Here is a 19,478-nt window from a genome sequence, read left to right as displayed (position 1 = left end):
ATGAGAGGAATCCATGAATACGACAGAACTCGAGCGGGTCGCTCGCGAGATCCGATTGCGCGATCTCCGGGCGGTCTTTGAAGCGGGCGCCGGCCATATCGGCGGGGAAATGTCGGTCATCGACATTTTGACTGCCCTCTATTTTCGTGTGCTGAATGTTTGGCCCGACCAGCCGACGCACCCTGACCGCGACAGGTTCGTTCTTTCGAAGGGACATACTGCGTGCGCTCTGTATGTGACGCTCGCAAAACGCGGCTTCATCCCGGAGGAAGAGATTTCCACCTTCTTGCAGCCGCATTCGAGGCTGAACGGACATCCAAATTGCAACAAGGTTCCTGGCGTCGAAACGAATACCGGGCCGCTCGGCCACGGTCTTCCAGTCGCAATAGGAATGGCAAAAGCCGCCAAGCTCTCAGGCGCGAAATATCACACCTATGTCGTCACCGGCGACGGTGAGATGCAGGAGGGTTCCAACTGGGAAGCGATCATGGCGGCCGCGCAGTTCAAGCTCGATAACCTGACGCTGGTGATCGACCACAACAGGTTCCAGCAGGGCGCCGCCCTGGCGGAAACCAACGATCTCGCCCCGCTTCGTCCGAAGCTTGAAGCTTTCGATTGGGAAGTCACCGAGATCAATGGGAACAACATGAGCGAAGTCGTTTCAGCCCTCGAACACCGGGTATCGAGACCGCATTGCATCGTGGCCCACACCAATAAGGGGCATGGAATCTCGTTCATGCAAGACCGAGTCGACTGGCACCACAAGGTACCGAGCAAGGAACAATACGAAATCGCATTGGCAGAATTGTCGGAGGCACTGTGATGAACGCGCCAATAAACGCACCCAAGCTCTACGATTGCCGCGACGCATTCGCCACCACGCTTGAGCGGCTGGCAGCCGAAAACGAAACGATCGTTGCCGTCTGCAACGACTCCGTGGGCTCCTCCAAGCTCGGCGGCTTCAAGGCGAAATTTGGAGAGCGCCTCGTCAATGTCGGCATCGCCGAGCAGAACATGGTGGGGGTTGCAGCAGGCCTCGCCAATGGCGGACGCCTTCCGTTCGTGTGCGCCGCCGCTCCGTTTCTAACGGGACGGTCGCTGGAGCAGATCAAGGCCGATATTTCGTATTCGAATGCCAACGTCAAGCTGGTCGGCATTTCTTCCGGAATGGCGTATGGCGAACTCGGCCCGACCCATCACTCGATCGAAGACTTCGCCTGGACGCGGGTTCTGCCTAATCTTCCGGTCATTGCGCCTTGTGACCGCATCGAAACAGCTGCTGCGGTTGAGTGGGCCGCGGCCTATAACGGCCCCTGTTTCCTGCGTCTGTCTCGCGTAGGTGTGCCTGATCTCCTTCCGGAGGGTCACAAGTTCGAACTTGGCAAGGCAAACCTCCTTCGCCAGGGTTCCGACGTCACCCTTATCGCAAACGGCACTTTGACTCATCGAATCTTAAAGGCTGCCGAGATCCTCGCAGAACGCGGCATCAACGCCAGAGTGCTCAACCTTGCAACGGTTCGTCCGATCGACGAGGAGGCAATCATCGCCGCGGCGAAGGAAACCGGAGCGATCGTCACAGCCGAAGAGCATTCAATTTTTGGCGGGCTCGGTTCCGCGGTCGCCGAAGTGGTGGTCGACAATGCTCCGGTCCCGATGAAACGTCTCGGCGTTCCCGGCGTCTACGCTCCGACCGGTTCGGCAGAGTTCCTGCTCGACGAATTCGGGATGGCGCCGTCCGCAATCGCCGACGCCGCGCAGTCGCTGATCAGGCGCAAGTAAGTGGGATGACGTGATCAGCCCGGACGCTTTTTGTCGTCCCGGCTGCCGTCTGATCTGGGGAGGATAGAATGCGGGCAATTCTGGCAATTGACCAGGGAACCACCAATTCAAAGGCAGTTCTGGTTTCCGAAAAGGGAGAAATTGTTGGCAGAGGTTCGGCTCCAGTCGGCATCACCTATCCGAAACCCGGCTGGGTCGAACAAGATCCACACCGGCTCTACGCATCCGTCTGCGAGGCGATCGACGCCTGCCTGAAGGCCACCCCCGACGTGGCTGTCGAGGCCGTGGCGATTTCCAATCAGCGCGAGTCAGTCACTGCTTGGGACGCCGAAACGGGAGAAGCACTTGGGCCGGTGGTAAGCTGGCAGTGCCGTCGAACGGCACAGGATTGCGAACGTCTCATTGCCGAAGGCCACCTTGACCGTGTGCAGGCGCTCACGGGCCTGCCGCTGGATCCGATGTTCCCGGGTTCGAAATTCCGATGGCTGCTCGACCGTATTCCGGCCGGGCGATCGGTGCGGCTGGGAACGGTCGACAGTTGGCTCGTCCACTGCCTGACAGGCGGGCGCCGGCATGCCTGCGATGCTTCCAATGCCGCAAGGAGCCAGTTGTTCGATCTCCAGGAGCAGAGATGGAGCGAGGAACTTGGCGAGATTTTCGGCGTGGATATCGCGCTTCTCCCCGAGGTACTCGACAGCTCTGCCGACTTCGGCAGGACTCAAGGGTCGCCAGGCGTGCCGGATGGAACTCCGATCATGGCCGTGGTCGGAGACAGTCATGCTGCGCTGTTCAGTCATGGAGCATTCAAGCCGGGTGATGGCAAGGTAACCTTCGGAACCGGCTCGTCGGTGATGACGACGCTTCCGCGATTTATTCCTCCACGCAACGGCGTCACAACGACCGTCGCATGGCGTCTCAATGGAAAGCCGACTTTCGCTTTCGAAGGCAATATTTTGGTTTGCGCCGCCAGTCTCCCCTGGATGGCAGGCATTCTCGGCCTTTCGGACGTGGCGGCCCTTGTCGAACTTGCAGCGAGCGCCGAACCAGGCGGACCGGGCTTCGTGCCAGCATTCGTGGGACTGGGCGCACCCTATTGGAACTCCGACGCCCGTGCCCTGTTCTCCCAGATCAACTTCAATACGACACGTGCGCAAATGGCGCGGTCGGTAACCGACTCGATCGCCTTCCAGGTGCACGACGTGATCGCCGCCATGCGAGCACAAAGCGGCGGCGAGCTCGGGGCGCTCTATGTAGACGGCGGACCGAGCCAAAACCGCTTCCTGATGCAATGTGTCTCGAACCTCATCGAACATCCCGTGATCCAATGCGAAGCACCCGAGGCCTCGGCTTTGGGGGCCGCATATCTCGCGGGTCTTTCACTTGGCCTGTGGAGCGATCTTCAGGTTATCGCAGAGCTGCCCCGGAGCTCGCATATTATTGACCCGGAACCCGTGGATCGAGCGGTGCTTCTGAATACCTGGAATGATGCACTTGCCCGCTCGACGGCACGCGAAACAACGGCTAATGATGAATAAAAATTCACCCTAGGATTAGCGATGACTCGCCTCAATGAACTCCGCCTCATCTCAAGGGTCGCCCAGATGTACCACTTGGAGGGACGGCGACAGGCGGAGATCGCACAGCACCTTCGTCTGTCGCAGGCGACGGTGTCGCGCATGCTCAAGCGTGCCGAGGCCGAAGATATTGTGCGAACCAGCGTGACCCCTCCCGTTGGCACCTACAGCGAGCTTGAGAGCGCACTTCGCGAGAAATATGATTTGCCGGAGGCGATCGTCGTTGAGTGTACGGAAGATCGGGACGGAGCCATCATGGCCCGTATCGGAGAGGCAGCGGCTCATCTCTTGGAGGTAACGCTAGCGCCAGGGGAGATCATCGGCGTTTCGAGTTGGAGCCAGACCATCTCCAAGATGGTCGAGAACATTCATCCCCTGAAGAGCGCTCAGGCGAAATACGTCGTCCAAACCCTTGGAGGCATGGGCGATCCTTCAGTGCAGACGCATGCGACGCAGCTTACCACGCGGCTTGCTCGGCTGACCGGCGCTGAGCCAAAACTGCTCGCTGTGCAGGGTGTTACGACGTCCAGAGAGGCAAAATTTCTTATGCAGGCCGATCCATACGTTCGGGAGACGATGGACTTGTTCGGCAGCATAACGCTTGCGATCGTCGGAATCGGGGCAGTCGAGCCGTCCGAACTTCTCGCACGGTCCGGCAACATCTTTTCGTCTCGCGAACTCTCTGATCTCGCGGAAGCGGGAGCCGTCGGCGATATCTCGCTTCGCTTCTTCAATAAAAACGGCAAGCCGGTCAAGACACCCCTGGACGACCGGGTCATAGGACTTCCCCTCGAGGATCTCGAACGGGTGGACCGGGTCATTGCTCTTGCCGGCGGGTCCAAAAAGACTGACGCTATTGCAGGCGCGCTCCGCGTGGGGGTCATCGACATGCTTGTTACGGACAAGTTTACCGCGCAGCGATTGATCAACTGATGAGGCAGGCAGTTGCCATCCTCAATGCGCCGTCCCATCCACGATCACGTGGTGGTACTCCATAGAGCATTTCTCCACCCGGGCCTCGACCCTGTAGATTTCCCGTAGCATCTCAGCGGTGACGACATCCCTTGGGGTGCCGCAGGCGTGCATGCGGCCGTTGGCGATGACGAGGACCTTGTCGGCGAAGCGCAGCGCCTGATTAAGGTCGTGGATGGCGATCAACACGATCATGCCCTTGATGCGGGCCTGGCGGCGCATGAAATCGAGAACCTCGACCTGACGGTGGAGGTCGAGCGCGCTTGTTGGTTCGTCCATCAGCATGATCTCGGGTTCGCGGACCAGCGCCTGGGCGATCGAGACGAGCTGGCGCTGGCCGCCGGAGAGCGCGCCGAGATCGCGGAAGGCAATGGCTGATATATCGAGCGCCTTCATGATCTCGTCGATGAAGCGCAGGTCGCTGTCGCTGACGGCCCAGGACTGGCCCTGCTTGCGGGCAAGCAGGATGGATTCGTAGACCGTCAGCACCGCGTTGGCCGAGGTATCCTGCGGCATGTAGCCGATGGCGTTTGTCGCCTTTGAGCCTTCGACGACAACCTGGCCCGGCCCTTTGAGGAGGCCGGTGATGCGCTTGAAGAGGGTCGACTTGCCGGCAGCGTTCGGGCCGATCACTGCCACGACCTCGCCTGATGTCATCACTGGCGTCGTCACGTCTTCGACGAAGAGCTTGCGGCCGTGATAGGCGCCGACCGATTGCAACTGAAGCGCTACCACGACCGGCTCCTGTTTGAGAGGATAAGCGAGAAGAAGAAGGGCACCCCGACCAGCGCGGTGATGATACCGATCGGGAAGACGACACCCGGGATGATGGACTTCGAGACGATCGAGGTCAGCGACAAGAGCAGCGCGCCCGACAGGATCGAGCCCGGCAGGAAGAAGCGCTGATCCTCGCCGAGGATCATGCGTGATATATGCGGCCCGACGAGGCCGACGAAACCGATCGTGCCGACGAAGCTGACGGGTATTGCGGCAAGCAACGAGACCACAAGCATAGTTTCCAGCCGGATGCGGCGGACATTGACGCCAAAGCTTGCGGCCTTGTCTTCGCCGAGGCGGATGGCAGTCAGCGCCCAGGCATTGCGGGCAAAGAGCGGTAGGGCGATCAGCAGAACGGCAAGCGTTACCCAGATCTTCGGCCAGGTCGCCTTGGTGAGGCTGCCCATCGTCCAGAAGACGACAGCCGACAGCGCCTGTTCTGAGGCGAGATATTGCAGGAAGGCGAGCAACGCATTGAAGGTGAAGACCAGCCCGATGCCGAGCAACACCACCGTCTGCACCGAGACGCCGCGGGCCTGCGAGACGAAATGGATGAAGAGCGTGGCGATCAACGCCATGATGAAGGCATTGACCGGCACCAGCAGGCCGGCTGCTACAGGCAGAAGCGGAACGCTGGTGACGATCGCCAGGGCGGCGCCGAAGCTTGCCGCCGCTGAAATGCCGAGCGTGAAGGGGCTGGCGAGCGGATTGGCGAGGATCGTCTGCATTTGCGCGCCGGCGACGGAAAGCGACGCGCCGACGACGATCGCCATCACGGCAACCGGCATGCGGATGTCCCAGACGACGGCCCGCACTTGATCCGAAACGGAGGAGGGGTCGAGAAGGGCGGCGACGACCTCACTGAGGTTGTAGCGGGCCGGGCCCCAGGCGAGATCGACCGCAAAGGACAGGCAAAGCGCAGCCGTCATGGCGGCAAGGATCAGCAGCTTGCGCCGGGCGAGGGCGCGGTAGCGCTCCCTCCCGGCTTCGGCTTCGATCGATATGGCGGCGATCTCGGCCATGTCGGATTACTGACCCGCCTTGGCGTCGACCCAGTAACCCGGCTGGTAGGCGACCGGCAGGAATTTTTCGTGGAATTCCTTGAAGGTGGCATCGGGATCGAGATCGGCAAAGAGGTTCGGATGGAACCACTTGGCCAGCTGCTGCACGGCGACGAACTGGTAGGGGCTGGTATAGAACTGGTGCCAGATCGCGTGGACATTGCCGCCGGCAACCGCCCGGGAGCCGGTGAAGGCAGGGTTTTCCATCAGCGTGTTCAGCGCCTTGCGGCCGTCGTCGAAGGTGGCTGCTGCATTCGGGCCGACATTCACAAAGTCCTTGGCATTCTTGGTCTGGCTCCAGTTGGAGCCGGTGACGACGATGACGTCAGGATTGGAGGCGACAACCTGTTCGGCATTAATCGAGCCGGTATAGCCAGGCAGGAAATCGGAGCCGAGATTGTGGCCGCCGGCCCAATCGACCATCAGGCCGAAATTGTCAGGACCGAAGGTGCCGCAGCACTCCACCAAGCCGGCGGCGCGGTACATGAAGACATTCGGCTTCGGCGGATTGGCGGCCTTGAGCTTGTCGGTCACGCGGGCCAGCTGCTCTTTCCAGAAGCTGGCGACGGCTTCGGCGCGATCTTCATGGCCGAAGATCTGGCCGAGGATCTTCAGGCTCGGCTCGGTGTTGGCGAGGATATGCTCGCGGAAATCGATATAGACGATCTTTACGCCGATGCCGTTCAGCATGTCCTCGAGCTTCACCTCGTCGGCAGCCGCCTTGTTGCCGATCGGCAGCAGCAGCACATCGGGATGAAGATTGACGACCGTTTCGGTCTGCAGCGTGCCGTCTGTGAGGTTGCCGAGGAAGGGCAGGTCCTTGCCCTTCGGAAATTTCTCGACATAGGCGTTGAAGCCATCCTTGTCGGTGGTCCAGAGATCGTTGCGCCAGCCGACGATCTTGGCGAAGGGATCTTCCTTCTCGATCGGCGCGACCGCGTAGAGCATGCGGCCTTCCCCAAGGATCACACGCTCGACCGGCTTGTCGAAGGTCACTTCGCGGCCAGCGACATCCTTGACGGTGAAGGATTGCGCCCACGCTGAAAGCGGCATCAGGCCGGCAATCGCAGCCGCGGAGACTGCGAGCATTTTCACGAAATTCATCTGGAAATTCCCCCGAGGTCTGAATAATGTCCGCAGGCATAAGAAATATGACTTTATGAATCAAGTTATATGTTTTAGAGCCTTTCCAAACTGATCCGATGCCGGGGTGCCTCAGATGAATTCCATGAACACGAACTACTCGATCCGCGACGAAATCCGCGACTTCTGGTCGGAACGGGCGGCGACCTTCGACCAGAGCGTCGGCCATGAAATCTTTTCGGAAGCGGAGCGGAAAGGCTGGCAGCGGCTGATCAGAAAACATCTGGGCGAAGGGCAGGGGCGCGCGGCACTTGATCTCGCCTGCGGCACCGCCGTTATCTCGCATCTGATGCATGGTGCCGGCTTTGCGGTCACCGGCCTCGACTGGTCGGATGCGATGCTGGCGCAGGCACGCGCCAAGGCGAAGAAGCGCGGCACCGATATCCGCTTCGTCTCCGGCGACGCCGAAAACACCATGGAGCCACGGGAAAGCTACGACGTCATTACCAACCGGCATCTCGTCTGGACGCTGGTGGATCCGGCTTCTGCCTTCAAGGAATGGTTCGCGGTGCTGAAGCCGGGCGGCAAAGTGCTGATCCTCGACGGCAATATGGGCAAGGAAACCTGGGTCAAAGGCCTGCAGAAGCTCTGGACAAAAGTGACCGGCAAGCCGGCGGCAAGCCACATGACGCCGGAGATGATGGCGCGGCACCAGAAGATCCGCTCACGCGTGCATTTCTCCAGCCAGATGCCTGCTGAAGCAGTTGTCGATCTTCTGCGCCAAGCCGGCTTTACGGATATTGTCGTCGACCGCAAACTCGCCGATATCCATTGGGCGCAGGCGCGCAAGATGCCGTTTCTGCGCGGGCTCGAGCGCATGGTGCAGGACCGGTTTGCGATTTGTGCGCGTAAGCCTGAGTGATGGGTTGGCGCTTGGGGACGGTCGGCCCTGCAGCAGGCAACGTTCCATCTACCTACGGCAGAAAATCTAGCGCGAGGATCAACCCAGCCTCCCTCATTCCTGTGACGTGCACAGGAATGAGGGTGGTGCGGGTAGGCGTACGGCCCTATTTTTCACCCACCAGTAACACTCATATGCCGCGCTACCGCTGGACGGTTATGCGTGCGGTCGATGATGAAGTCGTGGCCTTTGGGTTTGCGGGTGATGGCCTCGTCGATGGCGGCGTGGAGGAGGGCGTCGTCTTCGGTGGCGCGGAGTGCGGCGCGTAGATCGGCGGCGTCGTTCTGGCCGAGGCACATGTAGAGCGTGCCGGTGCAGGTGAGGCGGACGCGGTTGCAGCTCTCGCAGAAATTATGCGTCATCGGCGTGATGAAGCCGAGGCGGCCGCCGGTTTCTTCGACCCTGACGTAACGCGCCGGGCCGCCGGTCTGGTAATCGATGTCAGCAAGGGTGAACTGGTCTTCGAGATCGGCGCGCAGTTTCGAAAGCGGCAGGTACTGATCGGTGCGGTCTTCTTCGATCTCGCCCATCGGCATGGTTTCGATGACGGTCAAATCCATGCCGCGGCCGTGGGCGAAGCGCAGCAGCTCCGGCATCTCGGCATCGTTGAAATCCTTCAGCGCCACGGCGTTGAGCTTGATCTTCAACCCTGCCTTTTGAGCAGCGTCGATGCCTTCCATGACCTTGGCGATATCGCCCCAGCGGGTGATCTTGCGGAACTTGTCGGGGTCGAGCGTATCCAGCGAAACGTTGATCCGGCGCACGCCGCAATCATAAAGCTCCTCGGCGTGGCGAGAAAGCTGTGAGCCGTTGGTGGTCAGCGTCAATTCGTCGAGGCCGGCGCCGATCTTCTGGCCGAGTTGGCGAACCAGATACATGATGTTCTTGCGCACCAAAGGCTCGCCGCCGGTCAGCCTGATCTTGCTGACACCCCTGGCGATGAAGGCGGAACAGAGCCGGTCGAGCTCTTCCAGCGTCAGCAGATCCTTCTTCGGCAGAAAGGTCATATTCTCCGCCATGCAATAGGTGCAGCGGAAATCGCAGCGGTCGGTGACGGAGACGCGGAGATAGGTGACCGCCCGCCCGAAGGGGTCGATCATCGGGTCCGCACCTGCCACCAGCGGCGATGCATTGCCTATCGTTCCAACTCTAGTGTTCACCTGTATCTCCGTACTCTCGTCAATGTGGGCATATGCTATTGTCGCGTCAAGGGAAACCGCCCGCGCGAGCATGCCAATTTCAGCTTGCGCCGAAAAAGATCAACGCCTACTTCTCGCATGAGAAGAGGACAAAATGATGAGCGATATCTGGCCGAGCGAACTTCGCGTCTCCAAAGACAGGCAGCGGCTGGTGGTGACCTTCAACGACGGCCAGAGCTTCGACCTGTCGGCCGAGCTCTTGCGCGTGCTGTCGCCCTCGGCCGAGGTGCAGGGCCATGGGCCGGGGCAGAAGGTGACGGTGCCCGGTAAGCGCAACGTCGCGATCATCTCGATGATGCCGACCGGCAATTACGCGGTCCGCATCGGTTTCGACGACATGCACGATACCGGCATCTACACCTGGACCTATCTGCGCGAGCTCGGCGAACAGGGACCTGAGCTGTTTTCGGCCTACGAAGCCGAGCTGAGCGAAAAGGGCATGAACCGCGACACGGCGGAGAAGCCGCGCTGACACTCACCTGAGCCGCTATCACTTTCAATCCATGCATAATCCAGCCATCGGGGGGCCATATGGCGAAAACGAACGGAAAGAACTGGCTGCGCGCCAAGGGCAGCGCCAGCAGCAACAAGGTGACCTTCCTCGAACTGTTCTTCGACCTGGTCTTCGTCTTTTCGATCTCGCAGCTCTCGCATGCGCTCGCCGCCCACTACACGCCGCTCGGTGCAGCCGAAGCAGCGCTGATGACCTTCGCCGTCTGGTGGGTGTGGATCTTCACCGCCTGGGTGACGAACTGGCTCGATCCGGACAAGATGCCGGTGCGCGGGATGCTGGTGGCGCTGATGATGCTCGGGCTGCTGCTGTCTGCCTCCATCCCCGAGGCTTTCGGCGACAAGGGCCTGCTGTTTGCCGGCGCCTATGTGGCGATGCAGGTCGGGCGCTCGCTGTTTACGACCTATGCGATGACGCGCGTCGACCGCGCCAATACGCTGAATTTCGTCCGCATCACCGCCTGGCTCGTGGCAGCAGGCGTCTTCTGGATCGCCGGCGGGCTGCTCGAGCATGAAGCCCGGCTGATCGCCTGGGTGATAGCGCTTGCGATCGAATATGCCGGGCCCGCCGCGGGCTTTGCCGTGCCGGGGCTCGGCCGCTCGACGGCGCGGGACTGGGATGTTTCTGGCGCGCACATGGCGGAGCGCTGCGCACTCTTCGTGATCATCTGCCTCGGCGAAGCGATCCTTGTTTCCGGCCGCACCTTTGCGGAGCTGCCGTTTTCAGGACTGACCAGCGTCGTCTTCGTCACCGCCTTCATCGGCACGGTCGCCATGTGGTGGCTCTACTTTCGCTTCGGCCACGGGCGCGCTGCCCACCGCATCGAGCATGAAGAGACGCCGGGAAGCTTGGCGCGGCAGGCCTTCACCTATGGACATATCCCAATTCTTGCCGGCATCATCGTCCATGCGGTCGCGGTCGAGTTCATGTTCTCGCATCCGCACGAAACCGGTGATCTCGGCATCGCCGCAGCCGTGCTCGGCGGCTCCGGCCTATTCCTGATCGGCAATCTCTGGTTCAAGGGCGCGACCAGCGGGCGGATGCCGCTCTCGCATCTTGCCGGCCTGGTGTTTTTGATCCTGCTTGCCTTTGTCGCGCCCTTCATCGAAGTCTATCTGATGGGTATTCTGGCGACGCTGGTGCTGATCGTCGTCGCCGCCTGGGAATATCGCTCCCTGACGGGTACGGAGGCAGCACCGACGCTGCATTGAACATCAGTCTTCGTCGCGCAGGTCTTTCAGCAGCACAGTGATGATCCGCTCCATCGAATCGGCGGTCGCCATGCATTGCTCTATCGGCTCATCCGACAGCACGCGGTCGATGAGGCCGGTCTGGATGGCCATGGCTTCCTCACTCAGTTTCCGACCCTCTGGCGTCAAATAGAGGCGTAGCACTCGCTTGTCGCGCTCGTCATCGCGGCGAAGAAGCAGACCGCGCTTCTCCATCTGCGGCAAGAGCATGCTCATGTTGGAGCGGCCGACCAGCAGCTTGCGCGCCAGCTCCTGCTGCGAGATGCCCTCGAAACGATAGAGATTGACCAGGATATCGAGGTGCGGCGGCTTGATGTCGAGATCGGCAAGCGAGCGGGCCAGGGATTGTTGCATCAGCTGGCAGGCACGAGCCACCGCGATCCAGCTGCGAAAACGCGGATGATCCCAGGGAAGGGATTGATTTTTGTTCATCGTTGTACTTTATTGTTCAGTGTTGAACAGTCTTTTGGAATCTCACTATGGCAAACTTTGCGCTTGACGTCACCCGCCTCGGGTTTTCGCTGCTGCAGGCGGTTTCGCCTGATCTAGCAGGCAGAGCGGCGTTCCGGCTGTTCTGCCGGACGCCATCGGCAAAGCCGAAGGGAGCAAAGGCGAGGGCGGCACATGCAGCGGGCGCGGCCCGGCTTGCCGGCGCCGAACGCTTCACCCTCCGGCTTGCTGGCGGGCGCCAAGCGCATGCCTATCGGCTGAACGGCGGGGCGAGGGGCAAACGCAAGCGCTGTCTGGTGACCCATGGCTGGGGATCGAGCGCGGCATATATGGCCGAACTTGTCTCGATGCTTGCGGCAACGGGCGCAGAGGTCGTGGCGCTCGATTTTCCTGGCCACGGCCGTTCCGGCGGGCGCTTCCTGCATATGGGGCTTGCGGTCGAGACGATCGCGGCGGCCGAGGCGCGCTTCGGCGCATTCGATGCGGCGATCGGCCATTCCTTTGGCGGCGCGGCGCTGATGGTCTCGGCGGCGGGCCTGCTGCCCGGCGTGGCGCCTGTTGGCGGCGACCGCCTAGTACTGATCGGCGCGCCGAGCGAGATGGGCTGGCTGTTTACCGATTTCGGCCGGATGGTCGGTCTTCGCCCTGCGGCGCAAGCGGCACTGGAGAATGAGGTACATCGCATCACCGGCCGGAGACTTGAGGATTTCGACGCCGGCGCGGCGGCGGGCGTCATCGGCCGGCCGGTGCTCGTCATCCATGCCGAAGATGACAAGGAGGTGTCATCTCTCCATGCCAGGCGCTATGGCGCGGCGGGAAAGGGCGTTCGACTTCTCTGGGCGAACGGCTTCGGCCACCGACGGATCATCGGCGCCGCACCGGTTCTTGCCGCGATCGCGACGTTTCTCGACGGCGATCGGGGCCCGGGTGAAGTGCCCGATGAAAGCATCAAAAAAGATGCGGAGATCATTCCGTTTTTTGAGCTTCCGGCCAGGCGCGCGGCATTGTAGCGTCCGTCGCGAAGATCAAGCCGCGGCGGGACGCCTCATGAAAATCATCAGCAGCATCGAAGAGCTCAATACGATCTATGGCGCCGGCCTGTCGCCCGCCTCCGTCACCAAGGTGACGAAGCAATTGACCCCCCTCTATCGTGAGATGATCGAGATCTCACCGTTTGCAGCGCTTGCGACCGTCGGGCCGGAAGGGCTCGATTGTTCACCGCGAGGCGATCTCGGCGGTGTGGTGCGCGTTGCCAACGACGAGACGCTGCATCTGCCGGATTGGCGCGGCAACAACCGGGTCGATTCGCTGTCCAACATCGTGCGCGATCCGCGCCTGGCGCTGATGTTCCTGATCCCCGGCTCGAACACGACGATGCGCATCAACGGCCGCGGCGTCGTCTCAGACGATGAGGCGCTGCTTTCGAGCTTCGAGATGGACGGCAAACATCCGCGCACCGTCGTCGTCATTTCGATCGACGAGGTCTATTTCCAATGCGCGCGCGCCGTGATGCGGGCCGAGCTCTGGAATGAAGAACACTTTTCCGATCCGGCGAAGCTGCCGACGCCAGGGCAGATGTTGAAGGCCGCAACCGGCGATTTCGACCAGGAAACCTACGATCGAGAATGGCCGGGGCGGGCGGCGAAGACGATGTGGTAGGGTGTGGTGCCGAGAAGCGGACACCCACCTCTCTTCCCTCATTCCTGTGCTTGTCACAGGAATCCAGTGCGCCCAAGTCCTTGGGCGCGGAAGGCATTTTCGCGGTCGCAAAGAGTTATTCACCGCGCAGACGCGCGGTGGCTGGATTCCTGTGACAGGCACAGGAATGAGGGAGCCATCGGCGCGAACCGGACAACAGTCTAAGCCGTCACCTGTCGGTGACAGCGTGCGTGTGGCGTGGGAGGCCGTCAGGCCTTGTAGATCAGCCAGCTCTTGGTGAAATCCTTCTGCATGCCGTCCTGATAGAGGATGGTGCAGTTGCGGCCGGCATTCTTGGCGCCGTAGAGCGCGATGTCGGTCTTGCTGTAGAGTTCGCCGGCATCCTCGGCATTGGAGGCCATGCAGATGCCGATCGAGACCGTGACCGGACCGTAATTTACCCGCGTGCGGGAATTCTTGAAGGGCGTCGTCTCCAGCGTGCGGCGGATGCGCTCGGCGATGCCGGTGACTTCCTCGGGCGTGTTGCCATCGATGATGAGGGCGAACTCTTCGCCGCCGGTGCGGGCGACGAAGATGTCGCGGCGGACATTGCTGCGGATGACGGAGGCGACGGTGGCGAGCACCTTGTCGCCGACCGGATGGCCGTAGGTGTCGTTGATCTTCTTGAAATTGTCGATGTCGCAGAGCAGCAGAGCCGTCACCGGCCGCATGCTCGAATTGTCGAAGATGGCGGCGAGGCGGTCGTCGAAGGCGCGGCGGTTGGAAAGGCGGGTCAGCGAGTCGGTGTTGGCGATGCGCTTGTATTCGTCGAGTTCCTTGCGGACCTGATCCATCTCCTGCGAGCGCTGGACGACGTCCTCGACGGTGCGTTCGCCATGCGCCATTGTGTCTCCGGTTGCCTGGCTCAGCAGATCGATGGCGTTTTCGATCAGTTCGACGCTGGCATTGCTCTTGGAAGTAATGCGCTTGTGGGTTTCGCCGAGCAGCCTGGTATAACTTTCGAGCGAGCTCTGCTCCTGCTTGAGAATGCGCAGCAGGCCATCGAGTTCGCCCGATATGCGCGTATGGGCATCGTCGAAGACACGGGCCGGGCTGTGGGTGAAGTGCTGCGCGCCGAGCGCATCGAGTTCGGCCTGGGTCACCTGGCCGCCGAGGGCCGCGAGCTCACGGGTCAGGGCTGGATTGGAGCCGATATAGGCCTCGTAGAAGAGTTCGTAATTGCGCGGTATCGGCGCAACGCCCATGGAGCGCATGGCATAGGTGATCTGACCCGCAACGTCGGGAACCTGCACCTTGGGCGCGACAGCCGTATTCATCCGGCGAACTCCTCATATATTCAAAGGCAATATTCCATTTGTTAGCTTAAATTTCTTGGGAAAAGATTAAAGCGATATATACCAAAGATTACATACGACAAATGCCCCATCGGTCAATACTTCGATCAGGCCTATGATTCTCCACGGAAAAACGTATCTTTACCGGGACAGTGCGTACTCGCTGAGCGGGAGCGTTGTCTGAAAAACTTACAGTTCTTCTCTGCCGGAGACCGTATTCATCTTGTCGACAGCTGGTTTTGGCCGTTTCGTATTGCAGTGCAAGTATTTCGGGTTGATATTTCTTGGTGGCAGACCCGGTCGTAGCCGGCAAGCAGGGCGTGAGATCGTGGAAACCTCCCGTCATATTTCTTTCGCCATCCTCGCCTTCACGGCCCTCGCCGCCGGCGCCTTGCTGCTGGAGCACACCGGCTTCTTCGCCGGCGCGTTCCGCACGGAAATCCTGGCAAGGGTCGATGCCTGGGATGTGGTGAGTGCGAGCGAGGCGGTGACGGCGCGGAACATCGGCGCGTCGGATAAGGCGTCGGCACGGTAGAGCAGGCGCAGCCTGCCCGTCACCCCAAATTCAGCTCCTGGAAGAAATCATTGCCCTTGTCGTCGATGACGATGAAGGCGGGGAAGTCTTCGACTTCGATCTTCCAGACCGCTTCCATGCCGAGTTCGGGATATTCGAAGACTTCGACCTTGCGAATGCAGTCCTGGGCAAGACGGGCGGCGGGGCCGCCGATCGAGCCTAGATAGAAACCGCCGTGCTTCTTGCAGGCTTCGCGCACGGCGCGCGAGCGGTTGCCCTTGGCGAGCATCACCATCGAGCCACCGAAGGACTGGAACTGGTCGACATAGCTGTCCATGCGGCCGGCCGTCGTCGGTCCGAAGGAGCCGGAGGCGTAGCCGACCGGTGTCTTGGCGGGGCCGGCATAATAGACCGGGTGGTTCTTCAGGTAGTCGGGCATGCCTTCGCCCTTTTCCAGCCGCTCGCGGATCTTGGCGTGCGCCAGATCGCGGGCGACAATGATGGTGCCCGACAGCGACAGGCGCGTCTTGACCGGATGCCTGGAGAGTTCGGCAAGCACGTCTGCCATCGGCCGGTTGAGATCAATGCGCACCGTCGATTCCGACAGTTTCGCCTCGTCGATCTCGGGCAGGTATTTCGACGGATCGGTTTCGAGCTGTTCGACGAAGATGCCGTCGCGGGTGATGCGGCCCTTGGCCTGACGGTCTGCGGAACAGGAGACGCCGAGGCCGATCGGCAGCGAGGCGCCGTGGCGGGGCAGACGGATGACACGCACGTCATGACAGAAATACTTGCCGCCGAACTGGGCGCCGACGCCCATCTGCTGGGTCAGCTTGTGGATTTCCGTCTCCATCTCGATGTCGCGGAAGGCGTGGCCGCTCTCGGACCCTTCGGTCGGCAGCTCGTCGAGATAGCGGGTGGAGGCGAGCTTGACGGTTTTTAGGTTCATCTCCGCCGAGGTGCCGCCGATGACGATCGCCAGATGGTAGGGGGGACAGGCTGCCGTCCCTAACGTCAGGATTTTCTCCTTAAGGAAGTCGATCATCCGATCATGGGTCAAGAGCGAGGGCGTGCCTTGGTAGAGGAAGGTCTTGTTGGCCGAGCCGCCGCCCTTGGCGACGAAGAGGAATTCGTAGGCATCGGTGCCTTCCTCGTAGATGTCGATCTGGGCCGGCAGATTGTTTCTGGTGTTCTTTTCCTCGAACATTTTGACCGGCGCGAGCTGCGAATAGCGCAGGTTCTTCTTCTCATAGGCATCCATGACGCCACGGGCCAGCGCCGCCGTATCCTCTCCCTCGGTCCAGACCCTGCGGCCTTTCTTGCCCATGATGATCGCCGTGCCGGTATCCTGGCACATGGGCAGCACGCCGCCGGCGGCGATATTGGCGTTCTTCAGCAGGTCATAAGCGACGAAACGGTCATTGTCGGTCGCTTCGGGATCGTCGAGGATCGAGGCGAGCTGCTTCAGATGGCCGGGACGCAGCAGGTGGTTGATGTCGGCAAAGGCGGTTTCGGCCAGCAGGCGGATCCCCTCCGGCTCGACGGTCAGGATCTCCTGGCCCTTGAACGTGTCGACCGAGACATGGTCGCCGCTGAGCTTGCGATAGGGGGTGGCATCCTTGCCGAGGGGAAAGAGATCGTCAGCCATCGAAGTGACCTTTCTGGTAGGGCGTCGCTAGATTGGAAGCGGTCTAAATCCGCCACGGGGCAAATGCAATCGGGATGCGGCGGACTCTGGAGTGGGGGGCATGTCGTGCCGCGTTTTGCAGTCGGCAGGTCACACGCGGTAAGCGAGTGAAAGAACAGGCGAAATCGACATTTGTCGCGAAACAGACGACTTCAAGTTGCCTTCGGTCCGCGGCCAGTTCATATTCCCGGCAGCGTTAACCTGCCGGGGCTTCCAATGACAAATGCAAAGCCAACTGCTGTCGACGACCTTCTCGTTTTTTTCGAAGACAATTGGATCCGCGGGAATCTGCTGCGCCTCTCCAGCGATCCCGAGGGAGCGGACATGTATGTTCGCTTCGTCAATGGCGTGCGTATCGACGCCAAACATGGACCTGACCACGAAACGATCATAAGGGGCGAATACGGAACCTTCAGACTTAAACCTGACGGTCACTTCGAGTACGAGCTGGACTACACGCTCGACGTCGTGAAAAATTTAACGAAATACGATCAGCTCATCGAGAAGCTGAGCTTCAAGATGTCCGATGGCTCAGGAGGCACGGACCTCGGCGTGTTGACGCTCGCGATCGACGGCGTCAACGAAGGCGATAAATACCACGAAATCCTCGATTTCGACGATTTGGGTGTCACGTCGAGGGCCGATAATTTCTCTCTGCCTGATTATCGCAACTTTGCGCTCTCGGTGAATGGAAGCCACGAGGTGACGCTTCTGAACGGGTATGTCTACGATACCATCCCGGGTGTCGACGCCATCACCGAGGACGGTTTCAGCGATACCGTTCTATCGCCGGGTTCTGCGCCCGTAAGCTTGAAAATGCTCGATGGTGGGGAATTCACCTTTCAGAGCGTTTCGATTGCCGAATTGTCGGCAGCGCCCTTTCACCTGACGCTCACCGCGCTGAACGACGGCCAGATCGTCTATCAGCAGGAGCTCGAGGTCACCGGCCCCACTCTCGAGGTCAATCTCGAAGACATCGAAGAAATCCGTTTCGACTTCATGGGTAATTCCGTCGTGATGGACAATTTTTCGCTGTTTGCCTTGCTATAGGCTGGAGGGTGTCGAGGCGTTGCGGCATATCTCCTTCTCCCCGCGAGCGGGGGTCCGAAGGACGGGTCGAGACCTGTGGCTCGACCCCGGTTGGTGGCGGCAGCCGGATGAGCGGTTGTGGCCTATGCGACCTTGCTACTTCGGCCCGATCATCGATTCCGGGCGCACGATCTCGTCGTACTCTTCCGATGTCACCAGGCCGCTGGCGAGGGCCTCTTCCTTCAGCGTCGTGCCGTTCTTGTGCGCCGTCTTGGCGATCTTCGCGGCTGCGTCGTAGCCGATCTTCGGGGCGAGGGCGGTCACCAGCATCAGCGAGCGTTCGAGGCCTGCCTTGATATTGTCCTCGCGCGCCTCGATGCCGACGACGCAGTTGTCGGTGAAGGAGACGGCGGCGTCGGCGAGCAGTTGCACCGACTGCAGGAAATTATAGGCCATCATCGGATTGTAGACGTTGAGTTCGAAATGGCCCTGGCTGTCGGCGAAGGTCAAAGCCGCGTTGTTGCCGAAGATATGGATGCAGACCTGGGTCAGCGCCTCGCACTGAGTCGGGTTGACCTTGCCGGGCATGATCGAGGAGCCGGGCTCGTTTTCCGGCAGCGCCAGCTCGCCGAGGCCGGCGCGCGGACCGGAACCGAGCAAGCGGATATCGTTGGCGATCTTGAAGAGGGCGGCGGCTGCCGCATTGATGGCGCCATGGGAAAAGACCATGCTGTCATGCGAGGCGAGCGCCTCGAACTTGTTCGGCGCGGTGACGAAAGGCATGTCTGTGATGGCGGCGATCTCCTCGGCGACCTTTTCGGCAAAGCCCACCGGCGCGTTGAGGCCGGTGCCGACGGCAGTACCGCCCTGGGCGAGCTCGCAAAGGCCGGGCAGGGTCATTTCGATGCGCTTGATGGCGGAGCCGACCTGGGCGGCATAACCCGAAAATTCCTGGCCGAGCGTCAGCGGCGTCGCATCCTGGGTGTGGGTGCGGCCGATCTTGATGATGTGACTGAATTCGGTGACCTTCATGTCGAGGGCGGCATGCAGGTGCTTCAGGGCCGGCAGCAAGTGATGGGCGATCTGCTCGGCGCAGGCGATGTGCATGGCCGTCGGATAGGTGTCATTCGACGACTGGCTCATATTGACGTGATCGTTCGGATGCACCGGTTTTTTGGAACCCATGACGCCGCCGAGCATTTCTATCGCACGATTGGAGATCACTTCGTTGGCATTCATATTGGACTGCGTGCCTGAGCCGGTCTGCCAGACGACCAGCGGAAAATGGTCGTTCAGCTTGCCCTCGATCACCTCCTGGGCGGCGTCGACGATCGCTTTGCCGAGGCCAGGATCGAGCTGGTCGAGCGACATGTTGGCGCGGGCGGCCGCCTGCTTGACGATGCCGAGTGCGCGTACGATCGACAGCGGCTGCTTTTCCCAGCCGATCTTGAAATTGCCGAGCGAACGTTCGGCCTGGGCGCCCCAATATCGGTCGGCGGCGACGTCGATCGGGCCAAAAGTATCGGTTTCGGTGCGGGTTGCGGTCATCAGCCTTGCCTTCCCTTTACATGCTGTTTTCGGGCATCTTCGAAAGATGACGTCTTATAGGTTGGAAAGTCCGACAAGAAAACTGGATGC

General features: G+C 60.8%; 19 protein-coding genes. 11 read left to right on the top strand and 8 right to left on the bottom strand.

Annotated elements, in window-relative coordinates:
• Positions 1-13 precede the first annotated feature (13 nt).
• The 4 genes from AC2444_RS11415 (at position 14) to AC2444_RS11400 (ending at position 4,286) form a co-directional block, all read left to right on the top strand.
• Positions 14-823 carry a transketolase gene (locus AC2444_RS11415; protein WP_012757734.1) on the top strand — a complete coding sequence of 270 codons (810 nt, stop codon included), beginning with the start codon at positions 14-16 and terminating at the stop codon, positions 821-823.
• Complete coding sequence (locus tag AC2444_RS11410; protein WP_012757733.1) at positions 823-1,779, top strand: transketolase family protein; 957 nt, start codon at positions 823-825, stop codon at positions 1,777-1,779. The genes AC2444_RS11415 and AC2444_RS11410 overlap by 1 nt, the downstream gene beginning before the upstream one ends.
• A gap of 68 nt (positions 1,780-1,847) precedes the next feature.
• Positions 1,848-3,314: an FGGY family carbohydrate kinase gene (locus AC2444_RS11405; protein ID WP_012757732.1), complete on the top strand. Its 1,467-nt coding sequence runs from the start codon at positions 1,848-1,850 to the stop codon at positions 3,312-3,314.
• Positions 3,315-3,335: 21 nt separating this feature from the next.
• Positions 3,336-4,286, top strand: a complete 951-nt coding sequence (locus AC2444_RS11400) for a sugar-binding transcriptional regulator (protein WP_012757731.1) — start codon at positions 3,336-3,338, stop codon at positions 4,284-4,286.
• A 21-nt stretch (positions 4,287-4,307) separates the two neighbouring features.
• Here AC2444_RS11400 and AC2444_RS11395 read toward each other — a convergent pair whose 3' ends face one another.
• The 3 genes from AC2444_RS11395 to AC2444_RS11385 are packed head-to-tail and all read right to left on the bottom strand — an operon-like array spanning position 4,308 to position 7,267.
• Positions 4,308-5,060 (bottom strand): ABC transporter ATP-binding protein, encoded by a 753-nt coding sequence (locus tag AC2444_RS11395; protein WP_012757730.1) that lies wholly within the window; start codon positions 5,058-5,060, stop codon positions 4,308-4,310.
• Positions 5,054-6,124 (bottom strand): FecCD family ABC transporter permease, encoded by a 1,071-nt coding sequence (locus AC2444_RS11390; RefSeq protein ID WP_012757729.1) that lies wholly within the window; start codon positions 6,122-6,124, stop codon positions 5,054-5,056. Before AC2444_RS11390 ends, AC2444_RS11395 begins: the two co-directional genes overlap by 7 nt.
• 6 nt (positions 6,125-6,130) lie before the next feature.
• Positions 6,131-7,267, bottom strand: a complete 1,137-nt coding sequence (locus tag AC2444_RS11385) for an ABC transporter substrate-binding protein (RefSeq protein WP_012757728.1) — start codon at positions 7,265-7,267, stop codon at positions 6,131-6,133.
• A 115-nt stretch (positions 7,268-7,382) separates the two neighbouring features.
• Between AC2444_RS11385 and AC2444_RS11380 the strand changes: the two genes are divergently transcribed.
• On the top strand, positions 7,383-8,168 hold the full coding sequence (locus tag AC2444_RS11380) for a class I SAM-dependent methyltransferase (protein WP_012757727.1): 786 nt from the start codon (positions 7,383-7,385) through the stop codon (positions 8,166-8,168).
• 152 nt (positions 8,169-8,320) lie between these two features.
• Here the strand turns inward: AC2444_RS11380 and moaA are convergent, their stop codons facing one another.
• Positions 8,321-9,367, bottom strand: coding sequence for a GTP 3',8-cyclase MoaA (gene moaA / locus AC2444_RS11375; protein WP_012757726.1), 1,047 nt, complete (start codon positions 9,365-9,367; stop codon positions 8,321-8,323).
• 136 nt (positions 9,368-9,503) lie between these two features.
• Here moaA and AC2444_RS11370 point away from each other — a divergent pair, with 136 nt between their 5' ends.
• Together AC2444_RS11370 and AC2444_RS11365 are read left to right on the top strand one after the other, a co-directional pair.
• Positions 9,504-9,878 (top strand): gamma-butyrobetaine hydroxylase family protein, encoded by a 375-nt coding sequence (locus AC2444_RS11370; protein ID WP_032996649.1) that lies wholly within the window; start codon positions 9,504-9,506, stop codon positions 9,876-9,878.
• A gap of 59 nt (positions 9,879-9,937) precedes the next feature.
• Positions 9,938-11,128: a low temperature requirement protein A gene (locus tag AC2444_RS11365; protein WP_012757724.1), complete on the top strand. Its 1,191-nt coding sequence runs from the start codon at positions 9,938-9,940 to the stop codon at positions 11,126-11,128.
• Positions 11,129-11,131: 3 nt separating this feature from the next.
• Here the strand turns inward: AC2444_RS11365 and AC2444_RS11360 are convergent, their stop codons facing one another.
• Complete coding sequence (locus AC2444_RS11360) at positions 11,132-11,599, bottom strand: MarR family winged helix-turn-helix transcriptional regulator (RefSeq protein ID WP_003540261.1); 468 nt, start codon at positions 11,597-11,599, stop codon at positions 11,132-11,134.
• A 47-nt stretch (positions 11,600-11,646) separates the two neighbouring features.
• Between AC2444_RS11360 and AC2444_RS11355 the strand changes: the two genes are divergently transcribed.
• Complete coding sequence (locus AC2444_RS11355) at positions 11,647-12,627, top strand: alpha/beta hydrolase (RefSeq protein ID WP_012757723.1); 981 nt, start codon at positions 11,647-11,649, stop codon at positions 12,625-12,627.
• Positions 12,628-12,664: 37 nt separating this feature from the next.
• Complete coding sequence (locus tag AC2444_RS11350) at positions 12,665-13,276, top strand: pyridoxamine 5'-phosphate oxidase family protein (protein ID WP_012757722.1); 612 nt, start codon at positions 12,665-12,667, stop codon at positions 13,274-13,276.
• Between the two features lie 248 nt (positions 13,277-13,524).
• Here the strand turns inward: AC2444_RS11350 and AC2444_RS11345 are convergent, their stop codons facing one another.
• On the bottom strand, positions 13,525-14,592 hold the full coding sequence (locus AC2444_RS11345; RefSeq protein ID WP_128449143.1) for a GGDEF domain-containing protein: 1,068 nt from the start codon (positions 14,590-14,592) through the stop codon (positions 13,525-13,527).
• A gap of 346 nt (positions 14,593-14,938) precedes the next feature.
• Here AC2444_RS11345 and AC2444_RS11340 point away from each other — a divergent pair, with 346 nt between their 5' ends.
• Positions 14,939-15,145 carry a hypothetical protein gene (locus AC2444_RS11340; RefSeq protein WP_128449141.1) on the top strand — a complete coding sequence of 69 codons (207 nt, stop codon included), beginning with the start codon at positions 14,939-14,941 and terminating at the stop codon, positions 15,143-15,145.
• A gap of 19 nt (positions 15,146-15,164) precedes the next feature.
• Here AC2444_RS11340 and AC2444_RS11335 read toward each other — a convergent pair whose 3' ends face one another.
• Positions 15,165-16,772 (bottom strand): fumarate hydratase, encoded by a 1,608-nt coding sequence (locus tag AC2444_RS11335; protein WP_012757719.1) that lies wholly within the window; start codon positions 16,770-16,772, stop codon positions 15,165-15,167.
• Between the two features lie 255 nt (positions 16,773-17,027).
• On the opposite strand from AC2444_RS11335, the gene AC2444_RS11330 reads away from it, so the two are divergent.
• Positions 17,028-17,861, top strand: coding sequence for a VCBS domain-containing protein (locus AC2444_RS11330; protein ID WP_012757718.1), 834 nt, complete (start codon positions 17,028-17,030; stop codon positions 17,859-17,861).
• 135 nt (positions 17,862-17,996) lie between these two features.
• Here AC2444_RS11330 and fumC read toward each other — a convergent pair whose 3' ends face one another.
• Complete coding sequence (fumC, locus tag AC2444_RS11325) at positions 17,997-19,388, bottom strand: class II fumarate hydratase (protein ID WP_012757717.1); 1,392 nt, start codon at positions 19,386-19,388, stop codon at positions 17,997-17,999.
• Positions 19,389-19,478 lie beyond the last annotated feature (90 nt).

The organism is Rhizobium sp. WSM1328, assembly GCF_057653715.1.
This window is presented reverse-complemented; position numbering and strand designations above follow the sequence as displayed.